14 protein-coding genes and 1 pseudogene are annotated in these 13889 nt (G+C 31.6%); 14 read left to right on the top strand and 1 reads right to left on the bottom strand.

Translation table 11 applies throughout. The annotated features are described in order from the left end of the window. Window positions 1-214: 214 nt before the first annotated feature. The 9 genes and pseudogenes from I6U48_RS02750 to I6U48_RS02710 form a co-directional block, all read left to right on the top strand. Window positions 215-373, top strand: a pseudogene (locus I6U48_RS02750) (hypothetical protein); the annotation flags it as partial. After that, window positions 303-581: a P-loop NTPase family protein gene (locus I6U48_RS02745; RefSeq protein WP_246615174.1), complete on the top strand. Its 279-nt coding sequence runs from the start codon at window positions 303-305 to the stop codon at window positions 579-581. The pseudogene I6U48_RS02750 and the gene I6U48_RS02745, both read left to right, overlap by 71 nt. Before the next feature lie 124 nt (window positions 582-705). Beyond that, entirely contained in the window at window positions 706-969 is a 264-nt protein-coding gene (locus I6U48_RS02740; protein WP_218318869.1) for a hypothetical protein, read from the top strand. A gap of 141 nt (window positions 970-1110) precedes the next feature. Continuing rightward, on the top strand, window positions 1111-1638 hold the full coding sequence (locus I6U48_RS02735; RefSeq protein ID WP_218318868.1) for a GNAT family N-acetyltransferase: 528 nt from the start codon (window positions 1111-1113) through the stop codon (window positions 1636-1638). A gap of 278 nt (window positions 1639-1916) precedes the next feature. Continuing rightward, complete coding sequence (locus tag I6U48_RS02730; RefSeq protein ID WP_218318867.1) at window positions 1917-2528, top strand: TetR/AcrR family transcriptional regulator; 612 nt, start codon at window positions 1917-1919, stop codon at window positions 2526-2528. Window positions 2529-2644: 116 nt separating this feature from the next. Further along, a complete protein-coding gene (locus tag I6U48_RS02725) occupies window positions 2645-3274 on the top strand; it encodes a CatB-related O-acetyltransferase (protein ID WP_218318866.1) in 630 nt (209 codons plus the stop codon). A 75-nt stretch (window positions 3275-3349) separates the two neighbouring features. Beyond that, the gene (locus I6U48_RS02720; RefSeq protein WP_218318865.1) at window positions 3350-4069 is read left to right on the top strand and encodes an SAM-dependent methyltransferase; all 720 of its coding nucleotides are present in this window, start codon (window positions 3350-3352) and stop codon (window positions 4067-4069) included. A gap of 294 nt (window positions 4070-4363) precedes the next feature. Beyond that, on the top strand, window positions 4364-4750 hold the full coding sequence (locus tag I6U48_RS02715) for a response regulator (RefSeq protein ID WP_218318864.1): 387 nt from the start codon (window positions 4364-4366) through the stop codon (window positions 4748-4750). 105 nt (window positions 4751-4855) lie between these two features. After that, a complete protein-coding gene (locus I6U48_RS02710) occupies window positions 4856-5398 on the top strand; it encodes an NADH peroxidase (protein ID WP_218318863.1) in 543 nt (180 codons plus the stop codon). Between the two features lie 53 nt (window positions 5399-5451). On the opposite strand, the gene I6U48_RS02705 is transcribed toward I6U48_RS02710, so the two are convergent. After that, entirely contained in the window at window positions 5452-5772 is a 321-nt protein-coding gene (locus I6U48_RS02705; protein ID WP_218318862.1) for a DUF1540 domain-containing protein, read from the bottom strand. Window positions 5773-6112: 340 nt separating this feature from the next. Here I6U48_RS02705 and mnmH point away from each other — a divergent pair, with 340 nt between their 5' ends. The 5 genes from mnmH to I6U48_RS02680 all read left to right on the top strand — a co-directional run bounded on the left by mnmH (window position 6113) and on the right by I6U48_RS02680 (window position 13809). Further along, a complete protein-coding gene (mnmH, locus tag I6U48_RS02700) occupies window positions 6113-7150 on the top strand; it encodes a tRNA 2-selenouridine(34) synthase MnmH (RefSeq protein ID WP_218318861.1) in 1038 nt (345 codons plus the stop codon). A 147-nt stretch (window positions 7151-7297) separates the two neighbouring features. Continuing rightward, complete coding sequence (locus I6U48_RS02695) at window positions 7298-9253, top strand: DNA gyrase/topoisomerase IV subunit B (protein WP_218318860.1); 1956 nt, start codon at window positions 7298-7300, stop codon at window positions 9251-9253. A gap of 12 nt (window positions 9254-9265) precedes the next feature. Next, window positions 9266-12142, top strand: coding sequence for a DNA topoisomerase IV subunit A (locus I6U48_RS02690; protein WP_218318859.1), 2877 nt, complete (start codon window positions 9266-9268; stop codon window positions 12140-12142). Window positions 12143-12423: 281 nt separating this feature from the next. Continuing rightward, on the top strand, window positions 12424-13128 hold the full coding sequence (locus I6U48_RS02685) for an MIP/aquaporin family protein (RefSeq protein ID WP_218318858.1): 705 nt from the start codon (window positions 12424-12426) through the stop codon (window positions 13126-13128). 120 nt (window positions 13129-13248) lie between these two features. Beyond that, window positions 13249-13809, top strand: coding sequence for a glycerol-3-phosphate responsive antiterminator (locus tag I6U48_RS02680; RefSeq protein ID WP_218318872.1), 561 nt, complete (start codon window positions 13249-13251; stop codon window positions 13807-13809). Window positions 13810-13889 lie beyond the last annotated feature (80 nt).

Below are 13889 nucleotides of genomic sequence, written 5' to 3'. Positions count from 1 at the left end.
CGGGATATATTTACATTCTTCCAGCACGATAAATACTTTTGACAAGTCTAAAGCCCATATTTTTAAAAAAGCTAAGAATCTTTGATAACTCGCTGTGCTCAAACAATCAAATCTTCTAAGCTTTTTCAAAAATATGATCTAAGATTTGTAGCAAAAGTATTTAAATAAAAAATCTAATACAAGATACAAATCTGCAAGTAAAAAAACTAAGCAGCTCATAAAAGCTAGATTAGATGAAGAGTTTTCTGTAGAAGATTTTTATAAAGTTATAGACATAAAATTCTGCATGTATAGCCAATGCTTTGGTACAAAAATTAATTCCTGTCATATGTGTTGGAGCTATAGCTCTTACAGAAAGAATATCTCAAAGTAAAAGAACTTTTGGTGATGATGGTATTTTTACAGTACTTAATGCTTTAGAGAATGCAGATCTACTTATTATTGATGATCTTGGAGCTGAAGAAGATAATAAATGGACAAGAGCAATGGTGTATCAGATTATAGAAAAAAGAAATACAGGCTGTGAATTGATTAGGTGGATAAAGAGCGGGAAATCTAAGTTTAAATTTGATAAGGATTAGGGAATATAATTAAAAAATAGGGAAGAAGAACTAAAAATGGTTCTTCTTTTTTATAAAGTTTAAGTATTTTATTTCTTAAAATACGTTGATTTGGTATAATATGTATAATGAAGGGGGAAAATATATGGTTCAAAAACAGATAAAAGGAATTATTTCTGCTGTAACTTTGTTTTTAATTGGCATTACAATTATTTATGTTGGGCTTTTTAAAGGACATGATATTGCAATAAATGTATCGAGACCAGCGGGTGCTACTGTATGGACAACACCCCCTGAACTTATTTCAGGTTACACTTTTTTCTTGGGTATTATAGGAGTATCATTAATAATACTGTCGATTATGTTTTCTACCGTCTTATTTATGTATTGGCTTAACAAGTCTAAATAGTTCACATTATTCTTATTAAGTTCAGTAACTTTAAATCCACGATATTTAGATATCAGTAAATTTATGATAACTAAAGATAATTTGAATTTTATACAGAAAAGTCAAATTTATAAAAGCTAAATGGAGAGAGGTGTTTTTATAATGAATTTTGTTATACGTAAAGCTGTAATGGCTGATATTGACGACGTTGAAAAAATATATAATGATGTTTTGGATTATGAAGCAAACAATATCTGTTACACAAATTGGAAAAAAGGCTTGTATCCTACTCGGATGGATGCAGAAACTGCAATAAATCATGGAACATTGTATGTGGGAGTTGAAAATAATGTAATGGTTGGCTGTGCTATTTTAAACCATATTCAGCTAAAAGAATATAGCAAACTGAATTGGAATTTTAGAGCTAATGGTAATGAAGTAATGGTAATACATACATTATGCATAGATCCAATGTTTTCAAAAAGAGGATTTGGTAAGAAATTCGTTGATTTTTCAGAACAAACAGCAAAAAAATTGAGATGTAAAACTGTGAGATTAGATACATATGAAGGCAATATACCAGCAGCATCTCTTTACTGCAAATTGGGATACAGATATGTAGGCAGTGTCGAGGTTAACTTTCAAAACGTTATTATGGAAACACTGAAATGTTTTGAAAAATCTTTATAAGAAGTCATAAAAAATTATTGCATATAATTAAGGCTCTTTTAAAAGGAAAGATAAAGCACTTAAGAGAAATTCAAGATGACAGCATATAGACCAATTTGATAGGAATTATTGATTATAATATTTGTACAGTGTAGTAGACAGGATAGATGCCGAAAAAGTTGAAAATTTAGTATTTGCGTTTGACCCTTTATTTGGCGACTTTCTATTGACAAGTAAACGATCGTTAACTATAATATTTAGTGAACTACAGTTTACCATAATAATGTGGAGGATATAAAATGACTGATACAAAGGAAAAAATGCTTATCGTGGCACTAAAATTATTTGCAAGAGATGGATATGAAACGGTTTCGGTTAGCACAATCGCTGGTGAGCTTGGGATGACAAAAAGTGCATTATATAAGCACTATAAAAATAAGCGACATATTCTTGATAGCATTGTGGAGCGAATGAATCAAATGGATTACGAACGTGCAAAAGAATATGAGGTTCCAGAGGAAACGATTAATCAAATGCCTGAAGCTTATGTAAAAACGGATTTGGAAAAAATTTCAATATACAGTGAGGCTCAGTTTAGATATTGGACCGAAGGAGAGTTTTCATCTAACTTCAGAAAAATGTTGACCTTGGAACAATATCGAAATCATGAAATGTCCACATTATATCAGCAGTATCTTGTTCGTGGTCCTTTGGAATATATGAAAGATTTGTTTGTAACCATGATTAATATAACGAAGGAAGAAGCATGGCAACTTGCCTTAGAATTTTACGCTCCTATTTTTATACTTTATAGTGTTTATGATGGGTGCGAAGACAAACAGAAAATATTTGACCTGCTGGATTTCCATATTGATAGTTTTACTAATAGGATAAAGAGTATGAAACCGTAAAGATATGATACATTACTTCTTAATTAGATAAAAAGTGAGGTGGTATGTGGTGAAATGCTGCATTGTAGTTGCCGAAATAGTTAAAAAGACATACACTGATTTTTGGAGGATTTCAAATGACTATTTCGGAAAAGAAGGTTTATCCCCGTACAGGAGATAAACAAACAGTTTATTTAAAAAACGTGATTACTGACCCAAGTATTATTGTTGGTGATTATACGATGTATAATGACTTTGTGAACGATCCCATTCAGTTTAGTCGGAATAATGTTTTGTATCACTACCCAGTCAATCATGACAGACTGATAATCGGAAAATTCTGCTCTATTGCCTGTGGTGCAAAATTTCTATTTAACAGTGCAAATCACATGTTAGAATCACTTTCAACCTATCCATTTCCAATTTTTTTTGAGGAATGGGGCTTGGATATCAAAGATGTCGCAAAGGCATGGGACAATAAAGGTGACATTGTTATAGGAAATGATGTATGGATTGGTTACGAGGCAATCATTCTGGCCGGTGTAACCATCGGAGATGGGGCTATTATTGGAGCTCGAGCAGTGGTTACAAAAGATGTGATGCCATACACTATTGTAGGCGGTGTCCCTGCGAAATTCATACGAAAGCGTTTTCCAAGTGAAATCATTTCAACACTGCTTGAAATAAAGTGGTGGGACTGGCCGAAAAAAAGGATTGCACAAAATATTGATGCAATCCAATCTGGACAAATCAAGCAACTAAGATAAATTTACTTTATTGAGGGCCATTTATATAATAAATAAGGAACTATTCTATGACTATAATATAAGGAGGAAAAAGCCTTGCATTATATACACAGTGTAAAATATAATACACCTGAACTACAGACAAAAATTATGGGGCCAAACCCTATCAAACTAGGAGAGGAATTATTGCTTGATCACAAAATCCCTAATGGTGCGGTCATATGTGATCTCGGAAGCGGTCAGGGATTAACTAGCGTGTTTCTAGCAAAAGAATATGGATTTACCGTGTATGCTACTGATCTTTGGAGCGATTTGGAGGAAAATAGAAAATTCTTTGAACAAATGGGTGTGTCTCATGAACAGGTTATTCCAATTAAAGCAGATGCAACTGATTTGCCATTTGAGAAAGAATTCTTTGATGCGGTAGTCAGTATAGATTCTTATAACTTTTTCGGATGTAACCCTAAGTATCTTGACGAAATGCTGTTACCCTTTGTGAAAAAAGGGGGATACATCTATATAACCATTCCGGGTATGAAAAAGGACTGTCATGAAAATTTACCAAAAGAACTATTACTTTCATGGACACCGGAACAGTTAGATTATATGCACGATATTAACTATTGGTTAAATATGGTAAATAAAAGCGATGATGCAGATGTCGTTTCTGTTCGTGAGATGGAAAGCAATGATGAAGTATGGGCTGACTGGCTGAAGCAAGATAATGAATATGCTATTGGTGATCGCAAGGCCATGGAAGCTGGTGGCGGAAAATATTTAAATTTTATTGCGATTATACTAAGAAAAAAGATGTGAATATCATGAACTCAAGATATGTTGCCATCGACCTTTAGTGAACAAAATGCTATAGATATGTTTCCGAGAACTTACATCTTGAAATATATTCATTCTATCCTCTCGGGAAATATTGAACTAAGCAAGTAACATCAGGGATTAAAAAATTTTAATAATAGGAATTAGATAATTACTATAAATTTATAATAATGAAAATAAATTTATAGTAATTATTTTTTGTTTATTATGAATTGTACTATTTTTTTTGGTATTATAAGTATATGTGGAACTTTTATGAGGATGGAGGAGAAAAATATGAAGACAGAGCAAAAAAACATATTAGTTATTGATGATTCGGCAAGCGTTAGACAGTTTATTAGAGGACTTTTAGAAGAAGCAAACTATAATGTATACGAAGCATGTGATGGATTAGAAGGGATTGAAATATACAAAGAAAAGGATAACATTGATTTAATAATTACCGATATATATATGCCTAAAAAAAGTGGATTAGAAGTTGTAATAGAGTTGGAAAAGGACTATAAAGATTTAAAAATAATTGTTCTTTCAGATGGAGGAAAGCAGAATTTTTCCAATGAATTAGGAGTGTGTGAAGCTCTTGGAGCTACATATTTTTTAAAGAAGGATTGGGTTAAGGATGAACTAATAAAGTTAGTAAACAAGATATTTTTAAAGAAATAATATATCTATAAATTGTAGAATAAATTAAAATAAGGGAATTATTAAAGCAGTTTATAGAGAAACTAATATGGAATACAAATATATAAGGAAAAGGAGATTGAAGAAATGAAAAAGTTTGTTTGTACAATTTGTGGTTACATACATGAGGGAAACGAGCCTCCAGAAATATGTCCTATATGTAAAGCACCAAAGGAAAAATTTCAGGAAATGACTGATAATTTGAATTGGGCAGATGAACATAGAATAGGTATTGCTAGGGATGCTGACCCAGAATTAGTTGAAGGATTAAGAGCTAATTTTATAGGAGAGTGTACTGAAGTAGGAATGTATTTAGCAATGTCAAGGCAAGCTGATAGGGAAGGATATCCAGAAGTTGCAGAAGCTTATAAAAGGATTGCATTTGAAGAAGCAGAACATGCATCCAAATTTGCTGAACTCTTAGGAGAAGTTGTCAGAGCTGATACTAAATCAAATTTAAGTGTACGTGTCGAAGCCGAATATGGGGCATGTGAGGGTAAGAAGAAGTTAGCAACTTTAGCAAAAGAGAAAAATTATGATGCTATACATGATACAGTACACGAAATGTGTAAAGATGAGGCTAGGCATGGTAGAGCATTTAAAGGGTTACTTGAAAGATATTTTAAATAAAAATATCTTTCAAGTAAAGAAGGGATGTCATGAAGGCATCCCTCTTTTTTTACCTATTTATCTTTAAAAGTAGAGCAATTTGTTTCCTCATATAAATGTGATTCTCCACCAGAAACTTTTATACTGTCAGCATGGCAGAGTGTATTGTCATTGTATGCACAGCTTTGTACATCACATACTATAGTTTTGCACTCTTCTCCAGGATTATTAGTATTGCTAGTTAAATCACTATAATGAGCATTATCTAAGAAAGAAGCACAATTAGTTTCAACAGAATTATTTGCATTTCCACCAGATACATTTATGCGGTTTGCATAACAAATTTCATTTTTATTATGAGAGCAATTTGTAACATTACAAGCTATTCTATACATAGGTTAGCCTCCTCATTTTAAATTAATATTGAATCAATACTAGTTTTAGCTAAAAATCTAATAATATTCGGTCAACAGCTTAAGTTTATGCTATCAAAATATTAAACTAAATTAGAGTTATAATGGAGTATGATTTTGACCACCAATTGAAAATACTTATTCGTATGTTATAATATATTTGAATCAGATTTATTTATATATAAATATTTATGTATAAGGAAAAGTTATAGTTAAACACCTTGTAAGTAAGGTGTTTTTTAACTTCATAAACAGAGTTCTTGGACTCAGATAGAGAAGTATTGAGAAATATAAATTAAAATATTAGAAGAGGTAGCTATAAATGATAAAAACTATAAAATATGAACAATTAGATAAAGTCAAAGTAGAAAATCAATATATATTAGTCGATGTAAGAAGCCCTAAAGAGTTTTCTAATGGGACTGTTCCAGGAGCAATTAATGTCCCTCTCTTTACAAATGAACAAAGAGAACTTATTGGAACTATTTATGTACAGGAAAGTGTTGAAAAAGCAAAAAAAATTGGAGTAGATGCAGCAGCTAAAAACTTGCCTGTTATTTACGAAAAAATAAATGAATTAAATAAGCTGCGTAAAAAAATAGTGTTTTTCTGTGCTAGAGGTGGAATGAGGAGCAGTTCTTTAGTAGCTTTACTTATGACGCTTGGAGTAAACGTATTTAAATTAGAAGGTGGATATAAAGGGTACAGAGCTTATATAAATGAACATCTTCCTTTTACTGTTCAAGGCATTAAGTTTATAGTAATTCATGGAAATACAGGTATAGGTAAAACAAAAATTTTAAAAAGATTAGAAGAAATGGGACATGATATATTAGATTTAGAAGGATGTGCTAATCATCGAGGATCTCTTTTAGGAAGTGTAGGATTAGGTTTGCAAAATAGTCAAAAGCAGTTTGAAAGTCTTATTTATGATAAGATTTCTAATAGGAAAAGTCATCTTGTTTTTGTTGAGGGTGAAAGCAAAAGAATAGGAAAAATTATTATACCAGAATATATATTTAACGCTATGAATAATGGAATTCATATTAATTTAGAGGCAGATATAGATTTAAGAGTAGAAAATATAAAAGAGGACTATGTGAAAAATAATAACTTGGAGCTTACAAAAGCTTTAGAAGAATTAAGAAAATATATAAGCAATAAAAATATTGATAAATATATTGAAGAAATAAATAATAATAATCATAGCTATGTAATTAAAGAATTAATGATTAGATACTATGATCCTATGTATGAAAATAATAAATATGACTTTAGCTTAACTATAGAACATAAGGAGATAGATGAAACCTGTCATGCAATAATTAATTATGTAGAAGATATTGAAAAACAGTGTTAAAATATAAATGCTGCTAAGATAAGTATTTGATGATTACATATAAAAGTGTAATGAGAACATTTGTTTTTATTTTTACTTTTTGCTATAATCGTAATCATGGTATCAGAAAATATTGTGAATAGATACAATTTGGAGGTTAATAGTTTAATGGAACAAAGAGAAGAAAAAGTACAGGTGTATGATGTAACAGCTTTAACTTCCCTCGAAAAACTAGAACCTGTTCGTGTAAGACCAGGAATGTATATAGGTTCTACTGGAAGTAAGGGACTTCACCACTGTATATGGGAGGTACTGGACAATGCCATAGATGAAATATCCAATGGCTTTGGGAATGAAGCTATTGTTATTTTAAACAAGGATAAAAGTGTAACTGTTAAAGATAATGGCAGAGGTATACCTACAGGAATACACCCTATAAAGAAAAAGTCTGGTGTAGAGATGGTATTTACCGAACTTCATACTGGAGGAAAGTTTAATAATGATGTGTATAAAACCTCCGGAGGTTTGCATGGAGTTGGAGCTGCTGTAGTTAATGCTTTGTCTAAGTGGCTTGAGGTAGAAGTAAAGCAGAATAATCATATTTACAAGCAGAGATTTGAGAATGCTTATGATAAAACTGTGAAAAGAGAAATGCCGGGAACTCCTGTAACTTCACTAGATATTATAGGAAACACTAAGGAAACGGGTACGATGGTAACCTTTATGCCTGATGAAGAAGTATTTTCTACAACGGAATTTAAATTTGATGTTATAGATGAAAGACTTCAAGAGCTGGCATTTCAAAATAAAGGTATCACTCTAAAATTAATTGATAATAGAAAAGATGAAGTAGTAGAAAAGGAATATCATTCTGAACGAGGTCTATTAGATTTTATAGATTATTTAAATGAAAGCAAAACACCGATTCATAATCCTCCTATTCTATTTGAAGGAGAGAGAGAAGTAAATAATCTAAATATGTATGGTGAGGTATGTGTGCAGTTTACTGATTCTACTACTGAATATATAGCAAGCTATGTAAACAATATTCCAACTACAGAATCAGGAACTCATGAAAGTGGCTTTAAAACAGGAATGACCAGGGCCTTTAAGGAATGGGCTAAAAAGCTGAATCTTATAAAGGAAAAGGACAAAGAATTTGAAGGCGATGACTTAAGAGAAGGGATGACTGCAATAGTAAGGATTAAGATAAGTAATCCTATATTTGAAGGTCAGACTAAAACTAAACTTGGTAATACTGAAGCTTACACCATGATGAATGATTTGTCTTATACTAAATTTTCAGAATGGATAGAAGATAATAAGGATATAGCAGCATCTATGATAAATAATGCATTAGATGCAGCAGCAAGACGAGAAAAGATAAAGAAAATAAATGAAGCAGAGAAGAAGAAAATAGGAAAAGGTACTGCACCACTAGCTGGTAAGATAGCTGTATGTACTTTAAAGGACCCGACAGTGTGTGAGTTTATTGTAGTTGAGGGAGACTCAGCAGGTGGTTCAGCAAAGCAGGCTAGAGACAGAAGATTTCAAACTATAATGCCTTCTAAAGGTAAAATAATGAATACTGAAAAGCAGAAACTTGAGAATGTGCTTGGAAGTGAAGAACTTAAAATATTTAATACAGCTGTAGGTACTGGTGTTCTCGATAACTATAATGCAGCTGATTTGAAATATGATAAGATAATAATTATGTCAGACGCAGATGTAGATGGGTATCACATTAGAACACTATGGATGACATATATATATAGATACATGAAGCATCTTATTGCAGATGGTCATCTGTATTTAGCACAGCCGCCATTGTACAAAGTATATAAGCAGACTAAGAATGGAGAAACTGTAAAATATGCATATAGTGATGATGAATTAGAAAAAGTGAAAAAAGAAGTTGGTAAAGGTGCACTGCTTCAAAGATATAAAGGACTTGGAGAAATGAATCCGGATCAGCTTTGGGAAACTACATTAAATCCGGAAACAAGAACTCTTCAGCAAATTACTATAGAAGATGCTGCTAAAGCAGAAAAAATGGTATCTTTACTTATGGGCGATGTAGTAGCACCAAGGAAAAGCTATATGTATAAGTATGCAGAATTTTAGAGGAGGAACAAGATGTCAAAGAAATTAAATATTCCTCGTGATAACAATATAATAAAAGTATCAATAGAGGAGGCTATGCCAGACAATTACCTGCCTTATGCAGTAGAAGTGGCAAAAGATAGAGCACTTCCAGATGTACGTGATGGTTTAAAGCCTGTACACAGAAGAATAGTATATGGTTCATATATGCTTAAGGCAGTTCCAGATAAGCCTTATTATAAGTCTGCGAGAATTGTAGGAGATATACTAGGTAAATATCATCCTCATGGAGATTCATCCGTATATGATGCCATGGTAATACTTGCACAGGATTTTACGACTAGAGAGCCTTTAATTGATGGACATGGAAATTGGGGTTCACAGGATGGAGACAGTGCAGCTGCTATGCGTTACACAGAAGCAAGACTTACTCCTATTGCAATGGAAATGATAAGAGATATAGAAAAAGGAGTAGTTAATATGGTTGATAACTACTCTAATTCAGAAAAAGAACCAGAAGTATTACCTGCAAGATACCCAAACCTGCTTGTCAACGGAGCTTTTGGGATAGCAGTAGGACTGGCAACAAATATACCGCCACATAATCTTGGAGAAACAATAGATGCATCTATTGCATATATAGATAATCCAAGTCTAGATACTAAAGAAATCATGCAGTATATTAAAGGACCGGATTTGCCAACAGGAGGAATTATAATAGGAAAGAATTCTCTCATATCTGCTTATGAAACTGGAGAAGGAAGGGTTACCTTAAGGGCAAAGACAAGTATTGAAAAGCTTGAAAATGGTAGATTAGGTATAGCAATTACTGAGTTCCCATATAGAAGAAGTAAAGCAAAGCTGCTTCAGACTATTTCAGAAATGACGGCAGACAAAAGACATGCTAAAGCTTTAGATTCAATTTCCGATATTAGGGATGAATCGGATAGATCTGGAGTTAGAGCAGTAATAGAATTTAAAAAATCTGTAGATGAAGAATCTGTGGATAAAGTTCTTAAATATTTGTTTAAAAGAACAGATTTGCAGTGCAATATTTCTTTCAATATGGTTGCGTTAGCTGATGGAAAACCTCAGACTTTAGGACTAAAATCTATACTACACCATTATATAAATTATCAAAAAGAGGTTGTCACCAAAAGAACAGAAAGAGAATTAGAAATTGCATCTAAAAGATTTCATATTGTCGAAGGTTTTATTAAAGCAATAGGTATAATGGATAAAATAATAGAGACAATAAGAGCTTCCAAGTCTAAAAAAGATGCAGCAAAAAATCTTATAGATAAGTTTGAATTTACAGAACCTCAAGCAGAAGCTATATTAGAACTTATGTTATATAGGCTTACAGGACTTGAAATTGTAGCTTTTGAAAAAGAACATAAAGAGCTTGATAAAGAAATAAAAAGACTTAATAGGATACTCGGAAGTGAAAAGGAGCTCCTAAAAGTAATAAAAAAGGAACTCCTAGAAATAAAAGAAAAATATACACATCCAAGAAAGACTAAAATAGTGGAGAATGATGAAGAAGCTAAGATAGATATAGAGGAACTTATAATAGAAGAAGAGATTGTTATAACTATGTCAAATGAAGGTTTTATAAAACGAATTCCATTTAAAACTTACAATCGTTCTAATGTTGAGGTTGCAGATATTGAATACAGAGAGGGTGACTTCAATAAATACATTATTAATTCAAACACAAAAGACATTTTGATGTTCTTTACTAATAAAGGAAACATGTATCAGGTAAAGGGAATTAATATTCCAGAGTTTAAGTGGAAAGAAAAAGGAGAAAGATTAGATAACGTAATAAGAGGATTAGATCTTAGTGAAGAGAGTATTGTTGCAGTTCATAGTATTGATAATTTTAATTTGCAAAAAGACTTCATATTTTTTACAAGTAGTGGTACTTTAAAGAAAACAGGAGTAGATAAATTTAGTACAAATTATACTAAAATAATGGCACTAAAATTAAAAAATGAAGAAGAACTTATAGATGTTAAATTTGTCCATAAAGAAAGAGAAGAAAAATATATAAAGATAGGAACACAGAAAGGCTTAAGCTTTACTGTTAAGGAACCTAAAGTGGAAGCTGCGGACAGAAACATAATGGGAACTCCAATGTTTAGTTTATCTTCAAAGGATAAGGTAATAAATGTAGACTTTACCGATGAGTTTTTATATAAAAGCTTTAATATATGTATTGATAAAATGGGAACTGTTAGAACTTTTGATGGAGCAAAGGGAGCTAAAGGAATAAGAGTTGCAACAAACTCCGATTGTAGAATTTTAATTTTTTCAAGGGATGGAATTGTATATTCAATGCCGGCATTTATGCTTCAGAATATTGATGAGACAGGAATAAGTATAACGGAGCTTTATGATGATATAAATAGAAACGATATAATAGAAATTGTTTCTATAGAAAGTTTTAAAGAAGGCAGTATATATTTCTTTACTAAAAAAGGAATGATAAAGAAAAGTCCTTTGAGTGAATTTGAAGGAGAATATCTTTGGACTATGGCTTATAAATTCAAAAGTGAAAAGGATACATTAATACAAATTAAAGTAAGTATAGGTATTAGTGAAGAAGTAGTTTTAGTAACTAAAAAGGGAATGTGCATAAGATTTGAAGGTGAAAGTGTAAATTACATGGGAAAAATAGCATCAGGTGTTACTGGGATAAGTCTTAAGGAAGACGATGAAGTAATATATGCTTTGCTACTAAAAGATGAAAGAGATTTAGGAAGAAGCGTCATATTGAAATCATTAAAAGGTAGTGAAGAAATTATAAACATTAGTAATATTAAATCCCAAAACAGAGCTGGAAGAGGGAAACCTGTGATGATTATTGTTATGGATGATTATATAAAGAAGGTAGAATTAAAATAGCTAAATATCATATGAAATGCATAAGGGAAAAATGATTAATTTAAAAGTTAAAAATTTAACTTTTGTTTTCCAATTGTAATTCATTTAATATTAATGTATAATAAAAACATAAACTAAAAAATATTAACAAGGCAGAGATTAGAGAGCCGCGTTTAGAAGAGTTTTAGTAACTTTTTTTGACGCGGCTTTTATGCATCATAGTAATGTTAATATTTGACAATTAAGTGTAACCGGTTACAAATATGGTATTTTTACAAAAATTATTTTTAGGAGGTAATGTTATGTCACACTTTATGGCGGAATTTTTGGGGACTATGCTCTTAATACTTTTAGGAGGCGGTGTTTGCGCAAACTGCACATTAAACAAAAGTAAAGGACAAAGTTCAGGATGGATAGTTATAACCGCTGGATGGGCTTTTGCTGTTGGACTACCAGCATTCATATTTGGTGGCATCAGTGGTGCTCATTTTAATCCAGCATTAACAATAGCATTAGCTGTTATTGGTAAATTTCCAGTTGCAGAAGTACCAGTATATATTGCAGCACAAATGTTAGGTGCTATTGTGGGAGCTGCTTTAGTTTGGTTAGCTTATTTACCACATTGGGCAGAAACACCAGATAAGGGAGCTAAATTAGGAATATTTTGTACAGGCCCTGCAATAAGAAGTTATGGATCAAACGTTCTTACTGAAGTAATAGCTACATTTGCACTTGTATTTATAATTTTAGGAATTGGTACAGTAAAGGCAGCAGATGGTATTTCAACAGGTGTTGTAACTGCATTGATCTGGGGCTTGGGTTTATCACTTGGTGGACCAACAGGGTATGCTCTGAATCCAGCAAGAGATTTAGGACCAAGAATAGCACATGCTATATTACCAATATCAGGTAAAGGTGATTCGGATTGGTCATATTCATGGGTTCCAGTTATAGGTCCGATAATTGGTGCAGTTCTAGCGGCATTAATATTCGTAGCTGTGTTCTAAAATTTGAAATATTCAAATATTTATAAATGATGAAAACAATATTCTCCTTGAATGTAGCATTTAAAGTGGTAAAATAAAGATAATTATTTAAAAATAACATTTAAAGGAGTCGAAGTAATGATTAATTTAAAAGAAACTTTAGTAGAAAACCCAATAATAGCAGCGATAAGCAATGATAAAGATTTAGAAAAAGTGGTATCTAGTAACGCTGCTATAGTGTTTGTACTATATGGAGATATTATAAATATTTCTAAAATATGTGCAAAGCTTAAGGAGAATGAAAAAATTGTTTTTGTTCATATAGACCTTATTGAGGGGTTAAGAGGAGATTCTGCTGGAATCAAATATATAAAAGAGTATTCTAAGCCAGATGGTATAATAAGTACTAAAGCTTCAAATATCAAATGTGGAAACCAACTAGGTTTATATACGATTCATAGAATTTTTCTAATAGATTCACTTTCATTAAAAACTGGGATAAAAAATATTCATGAAACAAAACCAACTGCAGTAGAGGTTATGCCTGGTATTGCGACAAAAATCATAAGTCTTTTAGAAAAAGAGACTAACTCAATTATAATAGCTGGAGGGCTCATAAAAGATAAAAAGGATGTTATAGATTCACTTGGAGCAGGAGCATTAGCTATATCAACTACTGAAAAGAAATTGTGGGATTTATAAATTTTCGATTTTAAAAATTATTCTTAAGAGATAGAATTTAAAGTCATAAGAAAACGTTTATTAAGATATTTAGAGGAATA

The sequence above is a fragment of the Clostridium thailandense genome (assembly GCF_019207025.1).
Taxonomy (GTDB): Bacteria; Bacillota; Clostridia; order Clostridiales; family Clostridiaceae; genus Clostridium_AM; species Clostridium_AM thailandense.
This window is presented reverse-complemented; position numbering and strand designations above follow the sequence as displayed.

Bases quoted from the DNA above. Each gene is read 5' to 3' on its own strand.
- I6U48_RS02740 (WP_218318869.1), top strand. From the start codon at position 706: ATGGTTCAAAAACAGATAAAAGGAATTATTTCTGCTGTAACTTTGTTT.
- I6U48_RS02735 (WP_218318868.1), top strand. From the start codon at position 1,111: ATGAATTTTGTTATACGTAAAGCTGTAATGGCTGATATTGACGACGTT.
- I6U48_RS02730 (WP_218318867.1), top strand. From the start codon at position 1,917: ATGACTGATACAAAGGAAAAAATGCTTATCGTGGCACTAAAATTATTT.
- I6U48_RS02725 (WP_218318866.1), top strand. From the start codon at position 2,645: ATGACTATTTCGGAAAAGAAGGTTTATCCCCGTACAGGAGATAAACAA.
- I6U48_RS02715 (WP_218318864.1), top strand. From the start codon at position 4,364: ATGAAGACAGAGCAAAAAAACATATTAGTTATTGATGATTCGGCAAGC.
- I6U48_RS02710 (WP_218318863.1), top strand. From the start codon at position 4,856: ATGAAAAAGTTTGTTTGTACAATTTGTGGTTACATACATGAGGGAAAC.
- I6U48_RS02705 (WP_218318862.1), bottom strand. From the start codon at position 5,772: ATGTATAGAATAGCTTGTAATGTTACAAATTGCTCTCATAATAAAAAT.
- mnmH (WP_218318861.1), top strand. From the start codon at position 6,113: ATGATAAAAACTATAAAATATGAACAATTAGATAAAGTCAAAGTAGAA.
- I6U48_RS02695 (WP_218318860.1), top strand. From the start codon at position 7,298: ATGGAACAAAGAGAAGAAAAAGTACAGGTGTATGATGTAACAGCTTTA.
- I6U48_RS02690 (WP_218318859.1), top strand. From the start codon at position 9,266: ATGTCAAAGAAATTAAATATTCCTCGTGATAACAATATAATAAAAGTA.
- I6U48_RS02685 (WP_218318858.1), top strand. From the start codon at position 12,424: ATGTCACACTTTATGGCGGAATTTTTGGGGACTATGCTCTTAATACTT.